Below are 20,509 nucleotides of genomic sequence, written 5' to 3'. Positions count from 1 at the left end.
CAACTCCTGGGCTAATCAAACTTAAACTAGCACTTTTTCTAGGGCAGCTGTAAACAACTTCATTTCATCCATGGTACCCATACTAACACGGCACCAATTTTTATCATAGATTTTAAAAGCTCTGACCCCGACCCCTAGGGCGGTCATTTTTTCCAAGAAGGGTTGACCTTCCATTTCAATGGGAAATAATATGAAACTTGTTGAAGAAGGCACATAATCAAATCCCATTCTTTTAAGATTTTCATAAACATATTCCCTACATTCCTTATTCAACTTTCTTGACTTATCCTTAAAGGCAACATCGTCCATACTAGCCATAGCAGCATAAACGGAAGGCAATGTAATACCCATGCCCCCTCTAGTAATTTTTTGGATAATTTCTAAGGTTTCGGGAAGTGCTACAACATAGCCTACACGCAAACCTGCCATACCTTGTATCTTAGAAAATGTACGGGCGATGATTACATTTTTACCTTCATTAATTAAGGATACCATACTTTTTTTGGCACCATCTTCCAAGAATCCTAGATAGGCTTCGTCAACAAAAATTGGTGTTTTTTCCGATACTCTGGAACAGAAATCAATCAATTCATCATGGTCGGTCATGCTACCCGTAGGGTTGTTCGGGTTACAGATATACACCAATTTCGTATCGGTATCAATTGCGGCCTCCATAGCGGCTAAATCATGAGACCAGTCTTTTTTCAAAGGAATAGGCTTCCATGTAGCACCGGTAGCTTCGGCAACTTTTATTAATGACATATACGCAGGATCGGCAGAGATGATATTTCCACCGTTTTGAAAGAATACCATTGCTGTTTTTTCCAATAGATCAGAAGAACCAGGACCCATCATTATATTTTCTTGCTTTACACCTTCTTCCAAAGCAATTTTGTCCATTAATTCATATAATTCTTTCCAGGCATATCTATTTCCTTTTGGAGCCCATTTTTGCATGGCCTCAACAGCCATGGGAGAAGGTCCGTAAGGATTTTCATTAGCATTGATTTTTGCTTCCAATGCCATAGGTGAAATAGGCGCGTATGGTAAATACTCCTTGAAAAACGGAGTGTAAGGAATATTTCCCTGCGCATCTACCCTAATAGGTTGAGACGGAAATGCTCCATAGGTCAAATAAGGTGCTGCCATTACTCCTGCAGCGGTGAGAACGCCTCTTTTGAGCCAATCTCTTCTGTTTACTTTTGTTTCCATTATGTGCTATGTTTAAGTTTAAAATTCTCTAATTAGTTTCTACTGGATCTGCGTTTACCCCTAAATCTCCTGTAGCAACGATGGTATCGTCTGTACCGCTCAGGTAGATATTGATGTGTGAATCCATAGTTGGGATTCCGTCATAAAAACTGGTGTCAGGTATTAGAAAAAACTTGTTCTCCTCTAATTCCCCTGTGTCTCCTGAAACCTCATCCAAGGTTAACATTATGGGTCCACCGGAGCCTGAAGGGCCTTCCAATACATTTGCTGGATGTAGAAAATCAGGAACGGTATTATACAGCGAAATTTGTACTAACGTTTGGTCTAAATCGGTTTTCCAGAATACAATTCTTCCATTTACATTAGATCCTGTAGGATCAGTAGCGTTTATAGTATAGGCGGTATAGGTATCCAAGGTTCCACCACCTTCCGCCACCTCTTGTGCTGATTCTAATCGCTCTAAGTCACATGAAATAAATGCTATCAACAATACAGTAAATACACTTAACTTTTTTATATAGGTCTTTATCATTTTCTTATTTTTTAATTTTACATATCAATTAGAAGCTTAATGTAGCTCTTACTGAATAAAAAGCACCAAGAGAGCCCTGTTGCGCATTGCCGTAGAGGTAAAAACCTCTTTCCTCTGATCGATATAAGTCAGGGTAATTGTTGAAAATATTTTGTCCTGTAAGGGTAAAAGCCAAATTCTCTGAAGCCTTGTAAGTTATTCCAAGATCAGAAGTAACCTGTGCCGAAAACGTTTGATCTGAAAACCCTTGAGTACCTGCACCTGGAAAGTTTTCATCAGTTAAAGTTCCTTCACCATCATCCAATCTAGATATTTCCCCAAAATAATTACCTCTTAACATCCCGGACCATTTTCCTATGGAATAAGTGGCTGATGCGATAAATTGTGTATTTGGAACACCTTGCTCGTAGGCTCCGATCACCGCGCGATCTATATATAGATCTTCAAGTTCTTGATCGGTTAAAACAGTGTTTAAATCAGGGACATTTGCACCCTCAAACGTTCTATCGGAAATTAGTCCGGAGAGGTTTAGATTTAACTTTCCTTCACCAACTCTTTCGTTATAATTTGCCACAAATTCGATACCCTTTGTGCTGATGTCTCCTCCATTGATTCGAAAACTGGCTAAACCAGAACCAATTAATGGTTCTAAAACAGGAGCGTCCGAGGCACTAAAATTACCAGTGCTGAATAGGCGATCTTTTATGTCTATTTGGAATGCATCGATACTTATTTCCAATTTGTTAAATAGCTTTGCCGTAATTCCCAAGCCAAAATTTGTGGATCTTTCTTCCTGTAATTGTTGAATGCCAATAGCTTTTGCGACCTGGCTGCTGTTTGGATACAGTGTTCCGTCAAATGGTATAAGATCAACAAAAAAAGTAAAGGTGTGAGAGTAATTCAGTTCTTGTAAAGAGGGTGCCCTGAACCCATTACTTACGGAACCTCTAACGGCAAAATTATCTGTAATGGAATAACGTGTAGCAAATTTTCCGGTGAAAACCCCACCAAAATCTGAGTACTGCTCCGTTCGCAATGCGGCACTGACGAACCATTTATCGGTAACATCTAATTCCGCGTCCAAATAAAGTCCGGTAACCGAACGAAAGGCGTTGGCTTCATTTTCTGGAGCAAAACCTCTAAAACATTGACAATTTGGACTGTATTGTAGCACTGGATAGGAGCTAACACCGCCATTTGGCAACACCAGTGCATCTCCGTTCGTGTCTACAATAGGGTTACCGCTCAAATCTTCCAATGGAAAACCATCCGGCCCAACAAGTGCTTGATTATCCTGTGTAGCTGTAAATAAACCAGCGTCCCCAGCTTCGTAACTTTCTTCTTGTCCTCTTTCTATGATATAGTTTTCTATCCTAAATTCTGCTCCACCCGCTATGTTAAGTCCCGATAAAAAGTCTGGATAGTACCTAGAAAGGTCAAAGTTGGCTGTGTTCTGAGTAAATTTGTGTGTACCCAAATCCATCACAGTAGGTGATTCCGACTGTAAACTGGCGTTGAAGGTATTAAATTGGCCAAGCCTTTGGGTATTGGTGCCGAACGTATTACTGAAATCAAAGTCCCATTCCCCTAATTTTCCTTTAATACCACCTGTAAAAGCAATATTGGTCTGAGTGTTAATCATTTGTGGTCTAAACCCATTAGGGTATAGGTCAAAATTAAAGCGATCAGTTTGAGCGGATCTTCGATAAAAACAACCGAAGAGATCACCAGATTTATAGCCAAAGTCCCCAAAGGAGTAGAAAACGGACTCAGAATTTGCCGAAAGCGGCAACTCCAAATCATAAGAAACCACCCCTAGTACGCTCGCGGATAAACCTGCAAATGTTGAAATATCCCTTGCTGTTAGGCCACGTGCTGCAAGTAGGCCTGCATCCGTCTGGAGTTCTGCGGCAAGTGCTGCGTCTCCAGATGCTTGGGCGGCCAGCAGTTCTGGGTTGGTAATTATCGGATTTCCTTGTTTATCAGTCCTTTCATTGTTTAAATAAGAATTACCGTAAGGGGTAGCTCCACTTATATTCGGACGAATGGCCGCTTCATTCTGGCGATACATTCCCGTAACGTTAACGTATCCGCCATTTTCAAATGAGGTGCCGTAGTTAATTCCAAGTTGGTGTGTTATACCGTCAACTCCATCTGTATCTTCAAGTAATGCTTGGTCAGACTCGCTGATGTTTGAATCACTTATGTCAGGATTGGAGTTGGTATAAAAACCGGTGGTGTAGTTTGCTGTAAATTTATTGGTACCTTTCTTAGTTACGAAATTAATTACACCGGCAATCGCGTCAGAACCGTATTGTGCTGATGCCCCGTCCCGTAATACTTCTACCCGGTCTACTGCGTCCAAAGAAACAAAGTCCATATCGACTGAATTTGCTGAGCCCCCTGTTGCCGTGCCTATTAATTGCGCTCCACTATGGCGTCGCTTTCCGTTTACTAGGACCAACAATTGGTTGGGTCCTAAACCTCTCAAGGATGGTGGCGTTACCGATGCGCTAAGGTCTCCCCCCTGTGATCGTACGGCCGTAAATGAAGGCGCAGAGGCAACGAGCATTTGTCCTACATCTAACTGTGGCATATTAATTGCCTGTTTGCTCACGCTAATAACATCTACAGGGGCTGCGGTTTGTAATTTGGTTCTTGCCTGTCCCCTTGATCCAACTACTATAGTTTCCGTAAGTTGTTCAGCAGATTCTTCTAACGTTACGTTTAAAGTGCTTTGTCCGTTTATTGGGACTTCTTTAGTGCCATAACCAAGGTATGAGAATATTAAGGTTCTGGTATCCAAGGCTTCAATGGAGAATTTACCATCAAAATCTGAAATTACTCCCTTGGATGTTCCTTTTACTCTGACATTTACTCCCGGTAAAGGTCCCGTGGCATCCAAAACAGTTCCTGAAACTGTTATTTCCTGTGCAATGACTGCAGTCGAGACACCAATAATTAATAAAATAAATAATAAAACTTTCTTCATTAGTTTGAGGTTTAGTGGTTATTACTCAAAAATCCATAGTCTCCCTACAATCAAGCCTTGCTAAATACTTATTAGAAAGGCTCATTTGACAAATGGATAAAGAAAAGTTCCGGACACTTATTCTATGCAAAAAACTGCTTGTTCAATCAAATTTTATGCGTTTACAATATTAATTAGAGTTACCGATAAATTAAAATTGGGTTGTGCTAGAAAACATATGTTTTAGAGCGGATAGACGACTAAAATCTAAATAATCACCATTTTTATTGATGTATTATGGTGATATGTTAGAATTCTAATTCCTTAACATTAATAAATTAAAAAATCGTCATTAGTTAAAATTGCAATATTTTTATTAAAATACTATTTTTTAGAACTTATATTAATGTATTGTCATTATTATCACTCATATATTATATAATAATTATATAAAATTAAAAATCGTTGAATTATATTTACTTTGATATTATTCTTAATGAGTAAAAGCAGTTAGTGTTAAAGAATTAGATACTATTCAAAATAAGATTAAGTTGTATATCTATAAAAATCAATAAGTAAGGTGTGAAGAACAAATTAGATCATGTAGATTTTAGAATTCTAACCATTTTGGCCGAGGATGCCCAGACCCCATACACCGAAGTTGCAAAAAAACTTATTATCTCGCCAGGAACCGTTCACCTTAGGATGCGGAAAATGTGTGACCTTGGTCTAATAACGGGTACTACCTTAAACTTAGACTACAGTAAAATAGATTGGAAGTTGACTGTATTTTTAGGAATTTATTTAACTAAAAGCACATTGTACAAGGATGTTATTGTTAACCTTATGGAGGTTAAGGAGGTGGTTAATGTACATCATGTAACCGGCAAGTATGATATTTTTATTAAAATGCACGCAAAAGATAGTATCCACTATCGAGAAGTATATCAAGATTCCCTTTTAACTATCGAAGGAATAAAAGCTGTAGAATCTTTTATTTCCGTTCAGGAAAACCTCACAAGACATATTGAATTTAATTAATAGAACATCTTTATTCTTGATTAGATTTCTTTTAGTTCGTTGGCTTTTTTATTAATCAATTCTTCTTCAAATTTCATTGTTATACCTATCTGTAATATCTGCCACGAATGCAACTTGTATAATTACTCTATTATTTAAAAAAAAATAATATCTCAAAACAACAAAATTATGATATTCTTATTTTTAACTGTTAAAAATATATAATTATCTAGTAAAATCAAATATTATTGATATATTGTTAATAATAGTTTAAAATTTAAAAAAAATTACGATGAAAAAAATAAGCCTAATCCTAGTTTTGATCGTTTTTCTATCTGGTAGTAGTATAATGGCCAATGAATGTCCTGAGCCAACAAAAAAACTGACATTTCATATTTCTAAAATGTTAACCAAAGATTCAGCTTACTCAATAAGTGAAGGTACTGTTGCTGAGGTGCGTTTGTCCATTGATAGTTTTGGAAAGATACATATCCTTTCGGTTGATACTACTAATGAAAATCTCGAGAAGTTTATAATGGAAACCGTTGATATGAAAACTGTTCCGCGCGATAGTTATAAACTTGGCATTGTCTACAGAATTCCTATCGAAGTAGCTGGATAGAAACACGTAACGCTGCAGAATTAAAAATGTTAAAAGTCGGTACTGAGCTGCCGACTTTTTTATTTATAGAATGGTCAAATCTGATATTTATCATAGTTTGTAAGTAAGTGCGGTGATAGATTTGAGCTAAATATTTGAAAATCTATGTGCAGCCTAATTCAAAAATATAATATTCCAGGTCCTAGGTATACCAGTTACCCAACCGTACCTTATTGGGACTTGGAAACATTTTCTGGAAAGAAATGGGAAGAAACCGTTAAAAGAAGCTTTGAGGCTTCCAATAGCAAGGAAGGTATTAGCCTTTATATACATCTGCCCTTCTGTGAGAGTATGTGTACGTTTTGTGGCTGTCATAAACGTATAACAAAAAGGCACGATGTGGAATTACCGTATATAAAATCCGTTTTGCGAGAATGGGCTTTATATGTCCGTTTATTCTCAGAAAGGCCTATTATTAAAGAGCTACATCTTGGTGGTGGTACACCTACGTTTTTTAGTCCAGAAAATTTACAAATGCTTATTCAAGGAATTATAAGAAGGGCAGACTTAGCACCCGATTATGAGTTTAGTTTTGAAGGTCACCCAAATAATACTACTAAGGAGCACCTTCAAGTTTTATACGATGTAGGTTTTAGAAGGGTAAGTTATGGTGTTCAGGACTATAATGACGTTGTTCAGAAAGCGATCCATAGAATACAAAGCTTTGAACAGGTTAAGTTGGTAACCAATTGGGCAAGGGAAATAGGGTACACATCCATTGGCCACGATATTATTTTTGGATTGCCACATCAAAAATTAGAGCATGTAGAAGAAACCATTGCCAAGACCAAATTAGTAATGCCGGATAGGATTGCATTCTATAGTTATGCCCATGTGCCTTGGTTAAAGGGTAACGGACAAAGGGGCTACAAAGACACGGATTTGCCCTCAGGCGAGGAAAAACGAAGGCAATATGAAACTGGAAAACTAATATTGGCAGAAGCAGGTTATGTGGAAATTGGTATGGACCATTTTGCCTTAGTTACAGACGAGTTATACAAATCATTTAAAAACGGAAAACTTCATAGGAACTTTATGGGGTATACAGCTTCAAAAACAGAACTAATGGTAGGGTTGGGGGCCTCGAGTATAAGTGATAGCTGGTATGGTTTTGCCCAAAATGTGAAAAATTTGGAAGAGTATCAGCATTTAGTACAGAATGATATCATTCCTATTTTTAGGGGACATATTTTAAGTGATGAAGATATAGTGATCAGAAAGCATATTCTCAACCTTATGTGTCATATGGAAACCTCTTGGTTTAATGAGGAAATGCAATTTAAACAACTTCCTGAAGTTTTGGGCCGATTGGTTGAAATGCAACAGGATGGATTACTGGAAACGAGCACCTACCAGTTAAAGATCACTGAGAAAGGAAGGCCATTCGTGCGTAATATTTGTATGGCATTCGACCTAAAATTACATGAGAAAGCGCCAGACACACGATTATTTTCAATGACGGTATAATGTATATAAACCTAAATCTATAACTATGAAAAGTATTATTGTTCCCATAGATTTTTCAGAAACATGTGAGCATGCTTTTGAAGTTGCAGCAGCCATAGCCAAGGAAAAGAAAGCTACTTTATATGCTCTTCATATGTTAGAGCTAAATCAGGCTATGTTAACATCCTCAGAGGGTTTTCATCCAGAACAAACTGTTTTTCTAATTAAACTAGCTGAAAAGCGCTTGAATGAATTCCTGTATAAACCTTATCTAGAAGGTGTAAACGTAGTCCCTATTATCAAGCATTTTAAAGTGTTCAGTGAAATTAGTCATGTAGCTAAAGAACACAATGCGGACTTAATTGTTATGGGAAGTCATGGTACCGAAGGTTTAAAGGAAATGTTTATTGGTTCCAACACAGAAAAAGTGGTTCGTAATTCAGATACACCCGTATTGGTGATAAAATCAAAATTAAAGGGATTTAATCCAAAACAGATGGTTTTTGCCTGTGATTTGAAAGAGGAATATGTTCAGGCATTACAAAAGGCACAACACATAGCCGATGCTTTTTCAATACATTTAAAGTTAGTATATGTAAATACACCAGGTGATGACTTTTTAAGTACTTTCGAAATTAATGAGCGCATCAAATCATTTAGCAAGTATGTAGGTGCAGACTTGGAAATTGCCGTTTACAACGATTATAACATAGAAAGAGGGGTGTTAAATTATGGTAGGGAGATCAATGCAGATCTTATAGGCGTGCCCACCCACGGCAGAAAGGGACTGTCACATTTTTTTATGGGCAGTATAGGTGAAGATATTGCAAACCATTCTACTTTACCGGTGGTGACCTTTAAATTATAAAATAAGAGGCTGTCTAAAAGGCCTATAATAAGAACTATTGTCATATCGAGCGCAGTCGAGATTTATTGAAAATCAAAGGCTTATAGTTCTTGACTGCGCTCTAACAGACGACGAAATAGGATTTTTAGATAGCCCTCTTTTATTTATATCAATTTCATATTGGTCGGGTCCCAATCTACAGGGTGTTTTTTAAAATAGCTTTCATTCGCCAATAGCGCGGCACCAGCGGCCCTTAATCCAAATGTAGGGTCTTGTATCACAGAACCGTTTTTGCGTATGGCCGTAAAGAAATTATTAAAATGGTCATAGTGGCCACCTTTATAATCTCTTGGTGCCTCCCAAGTAGTAGTTCCGGTACTAAGTGAGGATGCCCTAGTATCTAGATTTTGCGCTTGGTACCCTTTTCTAATTTGTTCTTGCATATTCTCGGTAAAGGATATTGTAGAATAGCCACCGGGTATCATTTCTAATTTAGACCGCGTTAGTTTTACACGGTTTTGTCCAATTTCCATTTCGCCTTCTGTGCCTACAAGTTTAAAACCACCGCCACCGCCACTACCAGCAATGAAATTTACACGAAAAGCTGCATTAAAGGCCGCATGGGTATCCGTTTTTGGATAATCGTATAAGGTAATGGTGACATCAGGTACGTCCCTTCCGTCTTTCCAATACCGTAATCCTCCAGTCGCCAAGGCACGGTTTGGCCCATGAGAGCTTATGACATGGTTTAAAGTGGAAAATGCATGTACAAATAAATCACCGGCAACACCTGTGCCGTAGTCTTGATAATTTCTCCATCTAAAAAAACGTTTTGCCTCATATGGTACTTTTGGGGCATTTCCTAAAAATGTATCAAAGTCTACGGTATTGGGATTGGCATCTGGTGGAATGGGATACTGCCAAGCCCCTTCTGCAGAATACCTGTCGTTGTACATATCTAGCATGACAATATCGCCAATGGCCCCTTCTTCATAGAGTTCTTTTGCTTTTTCATTGCCTAGTGAGGACATACCTTGACTACCGATTTGGCAAATTTTGCCGCTTTCTTTTTGTGCTTGAATAATGGCTTGGCCTTCTTCATATTTTTGAACTATGGGTTTTTCACAATACACATGTTTGCCGGCCATTAGGGCATCAATAGTAATTTTTTGGTGCCAATGGTCTGGTGTGGCAATAATAACCGCGTCAATATCCTTACGATCTAATATTTTTCTATAATCCCTAGTAACAAAAATAGAGTCACCCCATAACTCTTTGGCCCTATCCAACCTTCCTGTATAAAGATCGCAAGCTGCAACTAATTTTACCCCATCTACCTGAAGCGCAGACTGTGTATCATAAATACCCTGTATTCCAGTGCCAATTAATGCCAAGTTGATCTGGTCATTTGCAGCAAATTCATCATGGTAATAGTTTCGTGTAAGTTGTATTTTTTCTTGGTAGGACGAAGCAAGAATAATTGGTGCAGAGGTTAGTGCAGCAGATGTTAGGGTCGCCTTTTTAATAAAGGACCTCCTTGAGTTTTTATTGTTCATTTTTGGTAATGTTTTTTCGGTCTGCTTTTTCAAGCATTCTAAAAATAAGAAAATTTATTTAGTGGACCGATATTCAAATATTTTCAAAAATAACATGGTGCTCATTTTTTGGGCCCTGTTTTTGGCTACCCATGCGGTTTCGCCACTAAAAAGCTCATCAATTGTGGCAAACCATAGATTTAGCCAAAGTCCAAAATGTTCCGTGGTAATGGTATTTTGCATTTTGTCGTCCACTTTTTGATGTACGGTAATGGGATTTCCTTTGTATTTGGTCTTAAGAAAAAGTTGGGCTTCCCAAAAATCAGTTAGTATGACATAGTGTTCCTCCCAATTGGTAATTACCGAATTGAATATTGGTCCAAGTATGGCATCTTTCTGTACTTTGGAGTAAAATTTACGAACCAAAAAGGCTATATCTTTCCTACTTTGTATTTCATTGTTTGTGTTCATTGCCATCTTGGATTCAATAACGAATGTAGGTTTTTTTAAACCTTAAGTATCAAATCCATCATAAACGTGTACATTTCTTGCATTTGGGGTTGTCCTTTTTTCTTTCCTAGCCTGCCAAAAAAATAAAGTGTAAACCATAGGATTACCAACAATACCATAAACCCGACCTGAAGTCCATAAGGTTTGTTGAGCGTGGCACTTACATAGGCCCAGATGCCTAAAATAATGAACAAGGTTGCCACGCCAAAATGTAAGAACATAAAAAAGGTCCACAAGGTAGGATTAGGGCCAAACAACCCAAATAATCTACTATTCTTTTTATCGATTTCCGTAATTTCCAAATGTAGTTGTGGTGACCAAAAATGGGAATTTTCTTTGGTGAATTTTATGAAAAGATGGTCGTCCAGACGTTTAATATGAAAAGGTTCTTTTTTTGTTTTTTCAAATGCTGCCAATAGGTGCTCCTTATTGGATACCAAGTCTAATTGAAATCGTGGCCTAAGGACAATATCATTCGAAATTTTTTTCATTTTCTAATTCATGGGTGACACTCTATACTGGATGATGCGGCAACCTCAATAACCGGTTTGGGTGAAACATAAGGAATACCTAATCCTAATCCCCTAAGTATAAACAAGGTTCCCATGAGTACTACAAAAACCGGAATCAATTTCTGAATTTTTTGTTTTCGATTACCTTTTAAAAATCCACTAAAGTAAACCGCAGTCGTCATTAATGGAATAGTGCCTGCACCGAACAAAACCATGTATAGACTACCTTGGGCAATGTTGCCCATGGCTATTGCACCAAATACTGCAATATAAATCAGACCACAGGGTAAAAACCCATTTAGGAATCCAATTGTCAAGAACGTGTCGGCAGTTTTTCGCTTAAAAGAAGCACCTAGACTACTTTTTATTTTAGAGATTACTTTGTAAATAGGTTTTGAAATCTTGTAACGATTTAATGTTTGGGTTGGAATAATGACTAAAACAATCATTAAAACACCAATTCCTATAGATAGTTTTTGCTGCATTCCAAATACATAAAGCCCTTTTCCAATCAAACCAAAAACAAGTCCTATAAGTCCGTAGGCCATAAGCCTACCCGAATGATACAAGGATATCTGAAGGACTTTTTTAAGGTTGTTTTTACTATCTACCGGAAGCATGAAGGCAATGGGTCCACACATACCAACACAGTGTAGACTGCCCATAAAACCTAATAAGAGAGCCGATAATAGCATAATTTTAATACATTAATTGCTCTTTATGAAGATAATTTTTTCCATTATAGTTCCAAGATATTTTAATGTCCCAGCGACCATCCAACAAACGTTTGTCAGGTATGAGCAAATGTGTATTGGACAAACTTATAGGTAAGTCAAAATCCAATTGTTTATTAGATGGTCTGTATAGGGACACTGTGCCGTTTATGTTTGTAATAGTAAACGTTTCAGGAAATTCGATCTGTAATCCGTTCGTTGTTTTATGTAGTTTTAGCTGGGCAATGTCAGCTTTAGCATTGTTTTGGGCATCAATCTCTTTTTGATATTCCAATTCTGCGCGGTAATAATCCTCTGTAACTAAATCATGGTTGGCGCGGTCGTCCAGATTCATTTTTACCACAAAAAAGAGTATAAACCCAATGAATCCTATGAATGCCAATACTACCCCTGTTCCCCAGTTAAATTTCATACTCTTTATTTTAAGTTATTTATAGCTTCGTGGCGCCATAAAGGAGCACGTGGTGGTCTCAATTAATTCATCACCACTGTAAATTCCAATTTTCAATTTCTCCTTATCGCTTTTCACTGCCGCATTATTAATTTCTATGAAAAGTGTTCCTTCGGCTAGTTCTTGGGCAGGAACATTAAACTTCTCATTACGTACCATTTTCACGTTTCCGTTATGTGAAATAAGCCTAAAGCTTACACTTTCTACATCTTTAGAGGTCTTATTTACCAATTTATAGGTGTAAACGTTACTGATAATATTTCCTTCTTTATGTTCGTAAAGTTGCCCAGGTAGTCGTAATATATTCGCTTCTAGTTCATTTCTTAGAAATAGCATCCCAATAAAAACCCCTGTTAGGATAACCAATACAGCTGTATAGCCTTTTAACCTAGGTGTAAATTTGAATTTTTCCTTTTTGGTAATCTCATCCTCACTGGCATATCTAATCAGTCCTTTAGGAAGGTTTACTTTTTCCATTATGGTGTTGCATTCATCTATGCATGCAGTACAGTTGATACACTCTAGTTGGGTTCCGTTTCTAATGTCTATACCCGTGGGACACACGTTGACACATTGGTAACAATCTATACAATCCCCATGGCCAAGTGCGTTTCTGTCCTCATTTTTACGCCATTTTTTTCTTCCGGCCTCTCCTTCACCACGTTTATAATCATAGGCGACCACTATTGATTTATTGTCCAATAAAACGCCTTGCATTCTACCATATGGGCAAGCAATGATGCAAACCTGTTCCCGGAACCAAGCAAAAACAAAGTAGAAGACCCCCGTAAAAACCAAAAGGGAAACGAGCGTGCTAATATGCTCTAGTGGACCATTTATGACATATCTCACTAGACGGTCACTGCCTATTAAATATGCTAGGAATACATTGGCAATTAAGAAGGATATAATGAAAAAAATAATCCATTTCAATACTCTTTTTCTAATTTTCTCTGCATTCCAGGCCTGTCTATCCAGTTTAATTTGTGCACCTCTGTCCCCGTCTATCCAGTATTCAATTCTGCGAAATACCATTTCCATAAATATAGTCTGGGGACACATCCAGCCACAAAAAATACGGCCAAAGGCCACCGTGAACAAGGCAATAAAAATGACGCCTATAATCATCGAAATCACAAATAGATGAAAATCTTGGGGCCAAAATGGAAAACCAAAAATATTGAACCTACGTTCCAAAACGTTGAACATTAGAAATTGGTTCCCATTTATTTTCACAAAAGGGGAAGCGAACAAAAAAGCCAACAAAAGGTAACTTACATATTTACGGTATTCGTAAAATTTTCCGCTAGGTTTTTTTGGAAATACCCATGCCCGCTTACCTTCCTCATTAATGGTGCCTATAGAATCCCTAAAGTGTTCCTGGTCTTGTGACATTTTGATTGATATACGTTTTTACTTTACGGTAACACCCATTAAAAGTGGTAGTAACAGCTTCCTAGTTTATGGCCACAGAGGTGTCCGTTGTAAGCGTTGTGTCTTTCATTTGTTCTGGTACTGCTTCCTCCGCAGCTTCAGGTGTATTGGGATCTTTCCAAATATCACCCTCTGGATCTTTGGGGTTTGCTGGAGTTTTACCATTTATTTCTGTTAGGATATAACTAGAAACTTGTGCTATTTGAACAGGTTTAAGAATAGACTTCCATGAAACCATACCCTTGCCATCCCTACCTCCTTCAGACACCGTATTAAAGACATTTTTAATGCCTCCACCAAGTATCCAATAGTCATCGGTTAGGTTTGGCCCAATACCACCACCACCGTCTGCCATGTGGCATGCTACGCAGTTGGTCTCGAAAATAGTTTTACCAGCCGCAAGGTCAGAGGCATCGCTTAACAAAGTAACATTGCTGACATCCACTAAATCTTTTGCGGTTTTCTTATATTCTTCAATGGCCAATTGTGCCGCGGCCACTTCTTGTTCATATTCGAGATCTTGGTCATAATCATTGAATACATGAAATCTTACCAAGTATATCACACCAAAAATAATGGTGGCATAGAACATATATACCCACCATGGCGGTAGTTTGTTGTCCAATTCCCGTATACCGTCATAATTATGATCTAGTATAATCTCTTGCTCGGCTTCCATTGGTTTAGACCCTAGTAGCTTTTTGTAGGTTCTCTTGCCCCAAGTCCATTCCCATGCATTGGAAGAAGATTCCAAATAGCGTTCTTTTGCCTCTTCCGATAAAGTTTGGAACATTACGTTTTCTATGGACGCTAGGATAACCTCTATTGCAATCAATAGCAATAAAATAAAGCCAAGGAACAGCGATGCAATAGGATAAGCTATAAAAGCAGGTTGTTCTCCGGAGTCTATAAAATACTCCATCAATCCAAAAATGATAAAGAAGAGCAGCGGTACCCTAATCCACCATGGTGTTGTATTTTTCATCTGTTTATTATTTAATGGTTTTCATTGTCTGATGTAATTCAATTGGGACTTAAAACAAGTAAGCCCTATTTATACGATATTGTTATTTTGGTCTGTATTCTCCAATGGGAGTTCACTCACCTCTTTTATATAGGTTTTAGATGCTGTTAACACCCACCAGAACAGTACTACAAAAAAGATGAAGAAAATTAATAGGGAAAGCATTGGATAGGTGGCTACACCCTCAATATTTTCCATATACCCTTTTACAAATTTTAACATGGCTTACTTGTTTTCTGAGATTAGTTCGTTTGTTTCTTTTATTTTGATATCGGTGCCCAAACGTTGCAAATATGCTATCATGGCAACAATTTCCCTATCTCGCATTTCTATAAACTCTTCGCCATTCTCAGCAGCGTATTTCTTGTCCGCTTCGTAGGTGGTAACAAAATCTGGATCACTGTAAAGGTTCTTTTCTATTTGAGTGGCCTGATCATTCATAGTACTTTGGGCATTGGCAATATCTTCGTCTGAATAGGGAACACCCAAGGATACCATTGCTTCCATTTTGTCCTGAACACCGCTTCTGTCATGTTTATTTCTTACCAGCCAAGAATATGAAGGCATTATTGATCCTGATGAGGTGGTTTGTGGATCGTACATATGATTTAAATGCCAATTGTCGGTATATTTTCCTCCAACACGTAGCAAGTCAGGCCCTGTACGTTTACTTCCCCATAGAAATGGATGGTCATAAACAAACTCGCCAGCTTTGGCGTATTCACCATAGCGTTCTACCTCACTACGGAAAGGCCTAACCATTTGTGAATGGCAACCAACACAACCTTCCCGTATATAAAGATCCCTGCCTTCTAGTTCCAAAGGAGTATATGGTGTAACACTGGTGATGGTAGGAATGTTTGATTTTACTAAGATTGTTGGTACAATTTGAATAATCCCACCAATTAAAATAGCTACGGTAGCTAATAAAGTAAGTTGAATAGGCTTACGCTCTAACCATGTATGGAAAGTTTCGCCAGCCGTTCTCTTTTTGGAAACACGTGTTAACGGTGCAGCTTCTGCCAACTCATCTTCAACTGTTTTACCAGATTTAATGGTTACTACAATATTATAAACCATTACCAAAGCACCAATAATATACATACTACCACCAATGGCACGCATCCAGTACATAGGAATAATTTCATTAACGGTCTCCAAGAAGTTGCCATAAACCAAGGTGCCATCCGGATTAAAATCTTTCCACATCAATGCTTGTGTAAAACCGGCCACATACATGGGAAGCGCATAAAGAATGATACCTAGTGTTCCAATCCAAAAATGGAAGTTGGCCAAGCCCAAAGACGCTAATCTTGTTTTGAACATTTTAGGAACCAACCAGTAAATCATACCAAAGGTCATGAAACCGTTCCAGGCCAAGGCTCCTACATGCACATGTGCAATAATCCAATCGCTAAAGTGGGCAATGGCATTTACGTTTTTAAGGGAAAGCATAGGGCCTTCAAATGTCGCCATACCATAACCTGTAATGGCTACAACCATGAATTTTAAGGTAGGGTCCGTACGAACTTTGTCCCAGGCACCCCTTAACGTTAACAGGCCATTGATCATACCACCCCAAGAAGGCGCTATAAGCATTACAGAAAATGCAACACCTAAGTTTTGTGCCCAGTCTGGTAAGGCAGAATATAAAAGGTGATGGGGTCCCGCCCAGATATAGATAAATATTAAAGACCAAAAGTGAACTATAGATAGTTTATAGGAATATACTGGCCTATTAGCTGCCTTGGGAACAAAATAATACATTAAACCCAAGAATGGAGTGGTCAAGAAGAATGCTACTGCATTGTGGCCATACCACCACTGTACCAAGGCATCTTGCACACCAGCATAAACCGAGTAGCTTTTTAAGGCACTAACCGGTAGTTCCAAGCTATTAAATATATGCAATACTGCCACTGTTACAAATGTTGCCAAATAGAACCAAATGGCAACATATAAATGGCGCTGCCTCCTTTTGATCATGGTCCCAATCAGGTTGGCCCCAAAAGCCACCCAAATCAACGCAATAGCAATATCTATCGGCCATTCCAATTCTGCATATTCTTTAGAAGTGGTATACCCTAATGGCAGGGTAATGGCTGCTGCAACAATGATTAATTGCCAACCCCAAAAATTAAAGTTGCTCAAAAAATCACTGAACATTCTGGCCTTTAGGAGGCGTTGGGTACTATAGTAAATACCAGCGAAAATGGCATTCCCCACAAATGCAAATATCACTGCATTGGTATGTAAGGGTCTTAAACGACCAAAACTTAACCAAGATATGCCATCGGTTAAGTTAGGGAACATGAACATAAAGGCCAGTAAAAGTCCTACTGACATCCCCACAATACCCCAGAGCATTGTAGCGTAGATAAACTTTTTTACGATTTTATTATCGTAATAAAACTGTTGGATTTCCATAGTTGATTAGTTATTTATTTCTAATGTTTGATCTAGTTCGGTTTCTTGAGAAGTTTTTTTTGATTTTACAATCTCATCATCAAAAAGCATGCGGACAGATGGCGTATAGGAATCATCATATTGTCCATTTTTAACGGAGAAAATAAAAGCAACAAAAAAAATAATGGCTACAGTGATACTGATGGCCAATAACACATAAATTACACTCATACCTACCTGAATTCTGGGGTAAAACTACCGCCCCTGTTTAGTATTAAATATGACATTTGTCAGGTTTCCAAAAATTTTGTTAAAAAGTCCTAGCGGGTATATATTAATTGACTTACCGTAGGTTTTTACATCTTTAAGGATTACCCATAAGGCCCCTATGATTATTAGGTTCTTTATGATATACTGTCCCACAAGGGTAAGTGCTATAGGATTTCCGTTAAAGGATTTATCGTAAAAGAAAAACAATGGGCTAAACGTAAAAAAGATGTGGAACAATGCCATGTATATGGCTGTGGTTGTTTTAATGTTCAAAATAAGGAAAACACCAATGACAACTTCTAGAATTGCCAACAATACAAGTTCTAAATTGGGTGCGATCATATGAAATGTAAGCATGCTAATGGTATCTGTGGCAAGTTCTTCTGCGGGACTCAAGCCCGGAAAAAATTTTAATGTGCCAAACCATAAATACACTAGGCCTATAGCAATTCTCATAAAGCAGATTGGGGATGAAGTTTTTGTAGTTTCTTTTGTTCTCATATTAATTTTCTTCCTAAAATATTAGTCGTTACTGTGGTAAATGCCACCACGCTAATTGAACTCAATGGCATAAGAATAGCCGCAATCACGGGCTCTAATTGACCTGTAACCGCGAAATAAAGGCCTATGGCATTATATGCCAGTGAAAGCAAAAAGCTTAGTTTAATTATTTTCATAGCCTTTTTGGATGCGATGACATAATTGTACAATTGGTTGAATTTTGAAGCATCTAAAATGCCATCACAGGCTGGTGAAAAAACATTTATATTTTCTGATATGGCAATCCCAACTTCTGCCTGTGCGAGTGCCCCGGAATCATTTAGTCCATCTCCTACCATCATTACTTTTTTACCTTGATTTTGAAGGGATGCTATAAAATCCAGTTTATCTTTCGGTTTTTGGTCAAAATACATGGGGGTGAGTTTTGGCAACAATTTTTCCAAAACAGATTTCTCTCCTTCATTATCCCCAGAAAGTATGGCTAGCTGTAAGCTTTGGTTCATTAAACTAAAGAGCTCGGAAACACCTTCCCTATATTGGTTGTGAAATACAAATTTACCCTTGTAGCAATCATTACTGGCAATGTGCACAGAGGTGTTTAAACTTTGGTTTTCTTTCGTGTTCCCTACATATTCTGACGAGCCAATTTTAATATTTCTGTCACCAAAAGTACCCTCGAGCCCTTTGCCTAAATGTTCCTCATAATCGTCCAGGGTAACAATATTTTGTTCTGTAAGCATGGAATAAAGGGACCTGCTTAAAGGGTGGTTGGAAGCTCGTAATGTATTTTTAAGCAATGATTCTTCTGCTGCGGTTAGAGGCATGCCTTCATAAGTGGCACTACTTTCCCTTGCTGTTGTAATGGTTCCTGTTTTATCGAAAATGGCCGTATCTACCTGTGCCAATTGTTCAATGGTATTGGTATCCCTTAGGTAAAATTTTCTTTGGCCAAAAATGCGTAACATATTCCCTAACGTAAATGGGGAGGCCAATGCAATGGCACAAGGGCAGGCAATTATCAAGACAGCGGTAAAGACATTCATTGCCTTGCTTGGGTCTGCAAATAACCAGAATAAGGTTGCTATCATGGCAATAGATAACACACCAATCGTAAACCTCTTGCCAATACTATCTGTTATGGTTTGGAAACGGCTAGATTTGTCTTGTTGAAAAACTGAATTACTCCATAATTGTGTCAAGTAACTTTGTGAGACAGATTTTAAGGCCTCAATTTCAATAGGTCCCTGTAATTGTTTTCCGCCCGCAAATAGTTTATCACCAGAAATTCTCCTTACTGGCTCCGATTCACCGGTGACAAAACTATAATCAACATTGGCCTTGCCATTAATTAAAATGCCATCAACAGGTATGAGTTCTTTGTTTCTAATCAAAAGTCGGTCTCCAGGCTTTATGTCATGTACCTGTACGTTTTCCTCGTTTCCATCGGATGCTATTTTAGTAACGGCGATAGGGAAATAGGACTTGTAATCGCGTTCAAAGGATAAAAATGAATATGTTTTTTGTTGAAAGAATTTACCAAGTAGAAGGAAGAAAACCAAGCCTGTTAGTGAATCAAAAAAACCAGCGCCCCAATCAAAAATAATTTCTAAAGTACTTCTAACGAATAGAACCAGAATACCTAGTGAAATGGGTACATCTATATTTAGAATATTGGAGCGCAATCCTTTATAAGCAGAAATAAAATAATCTGCCCCTGCATAAAAAACTACTGGTAACGAGAAGGCAAACATGAGCCACCTGAACAAGTGTTGGTATTGGTTTAACCAATATTCTCCTCCTGAAGATGCACTTGTTGTTAAATCAAAATAATCGGGAAATGACAGGAACATTACATTGCCAAAAGCAAATCCTGCAACACCTAGTTTATAAATTAGGGATCTATCAATTTTTTTCTTTTTGTTATCATGGTCATCTAAAGAGATATATGGCTCATATCCTATTTGGGCAAGCAGAATAACCAATTCTTTTAGTGTTATCTTTTTGCAGTTGTACGAAATACGGACCGTTTTCTTTGGAAAATCAACCTGAGAAATCGTAATTCCTGGGTGCAGCTTGTTCATATTCTCCAAAACCCAAATACAGGAACTACAATGTATTGTTGGAATGTACAGGTTTATAACTTGAAGCTCACCATCATTAAATTCGGTAAGTTTTTCAACAATGGTATCCGTGTCAAGGAAATTATATTTCCCTTCAATAGTTTCCGGTGTGCTACCTGCGGCGGATTCTAAGTCATAATAGTATGATAAATCATTGCTGGAGAAAATTTCATATACCGTTTTACAGCCATTACAGCAGAAATCCCTATTGTCATATTCAATTGCTTCAGAGCCACAGTTGTTACCACAATGATAGCAGTTGTGCTTTTCCATAATTCATTTGCTTATACCTATGGGCAAAGGTGGCGACTGCTATTTTTAAA

General features: G+C 37.9%; 19 protein-coding genes. 4 read left to right on the top strand and 15 right to left on the bottom strand.

The window, feature by feature from the left end; all coding sequences use genetic code 11:
- Nucleotides 1–21: 21 nt before the first annotated feature.
- From ACOCEA_RS02275 to ACOCEA_RS02265, 3 genes are read right to left on the bottom strand one after another with little or no spacing between them, the layout of a single operon-like run.
- A complete protein-coding gene (locus ACOCEA_RS02275; RefSeq protein ID WP_420754572.1) occupies nt 22–1,212 on the bottom strand; it encodes a pyridoxal phosphate-dependent aminotransferase in 1,191 nt (396 codons plus the stop codon).
- A 28-nt stretch (nt 1,213–1,240) separates the two neighbouring features.
- Nucleotides 1,241–1,744, bottom strand: coding sequence for a hypothetical protein (locus ACOCEA_RS02270; RefSeq protein WP_420754571.1), 504 nt, complete (start codon nt 1,742–1,744; stop codon nt 1,241–1,243).
- 28 nt (nt 1,745–1,772) lie between these two features.
- The gene (locus ACOCEA_RS02265; protein ID WP_420754570.1) at nt 1,773–4,736 is read right to left on the bottom strand and encodes a TonB-dependent receptor; all 2,964 of its coding nucleotides are present in this window, start codon (nt 4,734–4,736) and stop codon (nt 1,773–1,775) included.
- A 561-nt stretch (nt 4,737–5,297) separates the two neighbouring features.
- On the opposite strand from ACOCEA_RS02265, the gene ACOCEA_RS02260 reads away from it, so the two are divergent.
- The 4 genes from ACOCEA_RS02260 (at nt 5,298) to ACOCEA_RS02245 (ending at nt 8,710) form a co-directional block, all read left to right on the top strand.
- A complete protein-coding gene (locus ACOCEA_RS02260; protein WP_420754569.1) occupies nt 5,298–5,756 on the top strand; it encodes an Lrp/AsnC family transcriptional regulator in 459 nt (152 codons plus the stop codon).
- 271 nt (nt 5,757–6,027) lie between these two features.
- The gene (locus ACOCEA_RS02255; RefSeq protein ID WP_420754568.1) at nt 6,028–6,357 is read left to right on the top strand and encodes a hypothetical protein; all 330 of its coding nucleotides are present in this window, start codon (nt 6,028–6,030) and stop codon (nt 6,355–6,357) included.
- Between the two features lie 144 nt (nt 6,358–6,501).
- Nucleotides 6,502–7,863 carry an oxygen-independent coproporphyrinogen III oxidase gene (gene hemN / locus ACOCEA_RS02250; RefSeq protein ID WP_420754567.1) on the top strand — a complete coding sequence of 454 codons (1,362 nt, stop codon included), beginning with the start codon at nt 6,502–6,504 and terminating at the stop codon, nt 7,861–7,863.
- A 25-nt stretch (nt 7,864–7,888) separates the two neighbouring features.
- Complete coding sequence (locus tag ACOCEA_RS02245; RefSeq protein WP_420754566.1) at nt 7,889–8,710, top strand: universal stress protein; 822 nt, start codon at nt 7,889–7,891, stop codon at nt 8,708–8,710.
- 143 nt (nt 8,711–8,853) lie between these two features.
- Here ACOCEA_RS02245 and ACOCEA_RS02240 read toward each other — a convergent pair whose 3' ends face one another.
- From ACOCEA_RS02240 to ACOCEA_RS02185, 12 genes are all read right to left on the bottom strand, one after another.
- On the bottom strand, nt 8,854–10,245 hold the full coding sequence (locus ACOCEA_RS02240; RefSeq protein ID WP_420754565.1) for a Gfo/Idh/MocA family protein: 1,392 nt from the start codon (nt 10,243–10,245) through the stop codon (nt 8,854–8,856).
- Nucleotides 10,246–10,299: 54 nt separating this feature from the next.
- The gene (locus ACOCEA_RS02235) at nt 10,300–10,695 is read right to left on the bottom strand and encodes a group III truncated hemoglobin (RefSeq protein ID WP_420754564.1); all 396 of its coding nucleotides are present in this window, start codon (nt 10,693–10,695) and stop codon (nt 10,300–10,302) included.
- Nucleotides 10,696–10,730: 35 nt separating this feature from the next.
- The gene (locus ACOCEA_RS02230) at nt 10,731–11,225 is read right to left on the bottom strand and encodes a GTP-binding protein (RefSeq protein ID WP_420754563.1); all 495 of its coding nucleotides are present in this window, start codon (nt 11,223–11,225) and stop codon (nt 10,731–10,733) included.
- An 8-nt stretch (nt 11,226–11,233) separates the two neighbouring features.
- On the bottom strand, nt 11,234–11,941 hold the full coding sequence (locus ACOCEA_RS02225) for a sulfite exporter TauE/SafE family protein (protein ID WP_420754562.1): 708 nt from the start codon (nt 11,939–11,941) through the stop codon (nt 11,234–11,236).
- A 4-nt stretch (nt 11,942–11,945) separates the two neighbouring features.
- Nucleotides 11,946–12,392, bottom strand: a complete 447-nt coding sequence (locus ACOCEA_RS02220; RefSeq protein WP_420754561.1) for a FixH family protein — start codon at nt 12,390–12,392, stop codon at nt 11,946–11,948.
- Nucleotides 12,393–12,407: 15 nt separating this feature from the next.
- The gene (gene ccoG / locus ACOCEA_RS02215) at nt 12,408–13,826 is read right to left on the bottom strand and encodes a cytochrome c oxidase accessory protein CcoG (protein WP_420754560.1); all 1,419 of its coding nucleotides are present in this window, start codon (nt 13,824–13,826) and stop codon (nt 12,408–12,410) included.
- A gap of 61 nt (nt 13,827–13,887) precedes the next feature.
- Entirely contained in the window at nt 13,888–14,850 is a 963-nt protein-coding gene (locus ACOCEA_RS02210; RefSeq protein WP_420754559.1) for a cbb3-type cytochrome c oxidase N-terminal domain-containing protein, read from the bottom strand.
- Between the two features lie 69 nt (nt 14,851–14,919).
- On the bottom strand, nt 14,920–15,111 hold the full coding sequence (locus ACOCEA_RS02205) for a CcoQ/FixQ family Cbb3-type cytochrome c oxidase assembly chaperone (RefSeq protein WP_420754558.1): 192 nt from the start codon (nt 15,109–15,111) through the stop codon (nt 14,920–14,922).
- A gap of 3 nt (nt 15,112–15,114) precedes the next feature.
- Nucleotides 15,115–17,316: a cytochrome-c oxidase, cbb3-type subunit I gene (ccoN, locus tag ACOCEA_RS02200; RefSeq protein WP_420754557.1), complete on the bottom strand. Its 2,202-nt coding sequence runs from the start codon at nt 17,314–17,316 to the stop codon at nt 15,115–15,117.
- Nucleotides 17,317–17,322: 6 nt separating this feature from the next.
- The gene (gene ccoS, locus ACOCEA_RS02195; protein ID WP_420754556.1) at nt 17,323–17,526 is read right to left on the bottom strand and encodes a cbb3-type cytochrome oxidase assembly protein CcoS; all 204 of its coding nucleotides are present in this window, start codon (nt 17,524–17,526) and stop codon (nt 17,323–17,325) included.
- 24 nt (nt 17,527–17,550) lie between these two features.
- Entirely contained in the window at nt 17,551–18,066 is a 516-nt protein-coding gene (locus tag ACOCEA_RS02190) for a DoxX family membrane protein (protein WP_420754555.1), read from the bottom strand.
- The gene (locus tag ACOCEA_RS02185) at nt 18,063–20,459 is read right to left on the bottom strand and encodes a heavy metal translocating P-type ATPase (RefSeq protein WP_420754554.1); all 2,397 of its coding nucleotides are present in this window, start codon (nt 20,457–20,459) and stop codon (nt 18,063–18,065) included. Before ACOCEA_RS02185 ends, ACOCEA_RS02190 begins: the two co-directional genes overlap by 4 nt.
- Between the last annotated feature and the right edge of the window lie 50 nt (nt 20,460–20,509).

The sequence above is a fragment of the Maribacter luteocoastalis genome, from assembly GCF_048890225.1.
Classification (GTDB): Bacteria; Bacteroidota; Bacteroidia; order Flavobacteriales; family Flavobacteriaceae; genus Maribacter; species Maribacter luteocoastalis.
The sequence above is the reverse complement of the archived record's forward strand: the minus strand, read 5'-3'. Positions and strand labels throughout refer to the sequence as shown.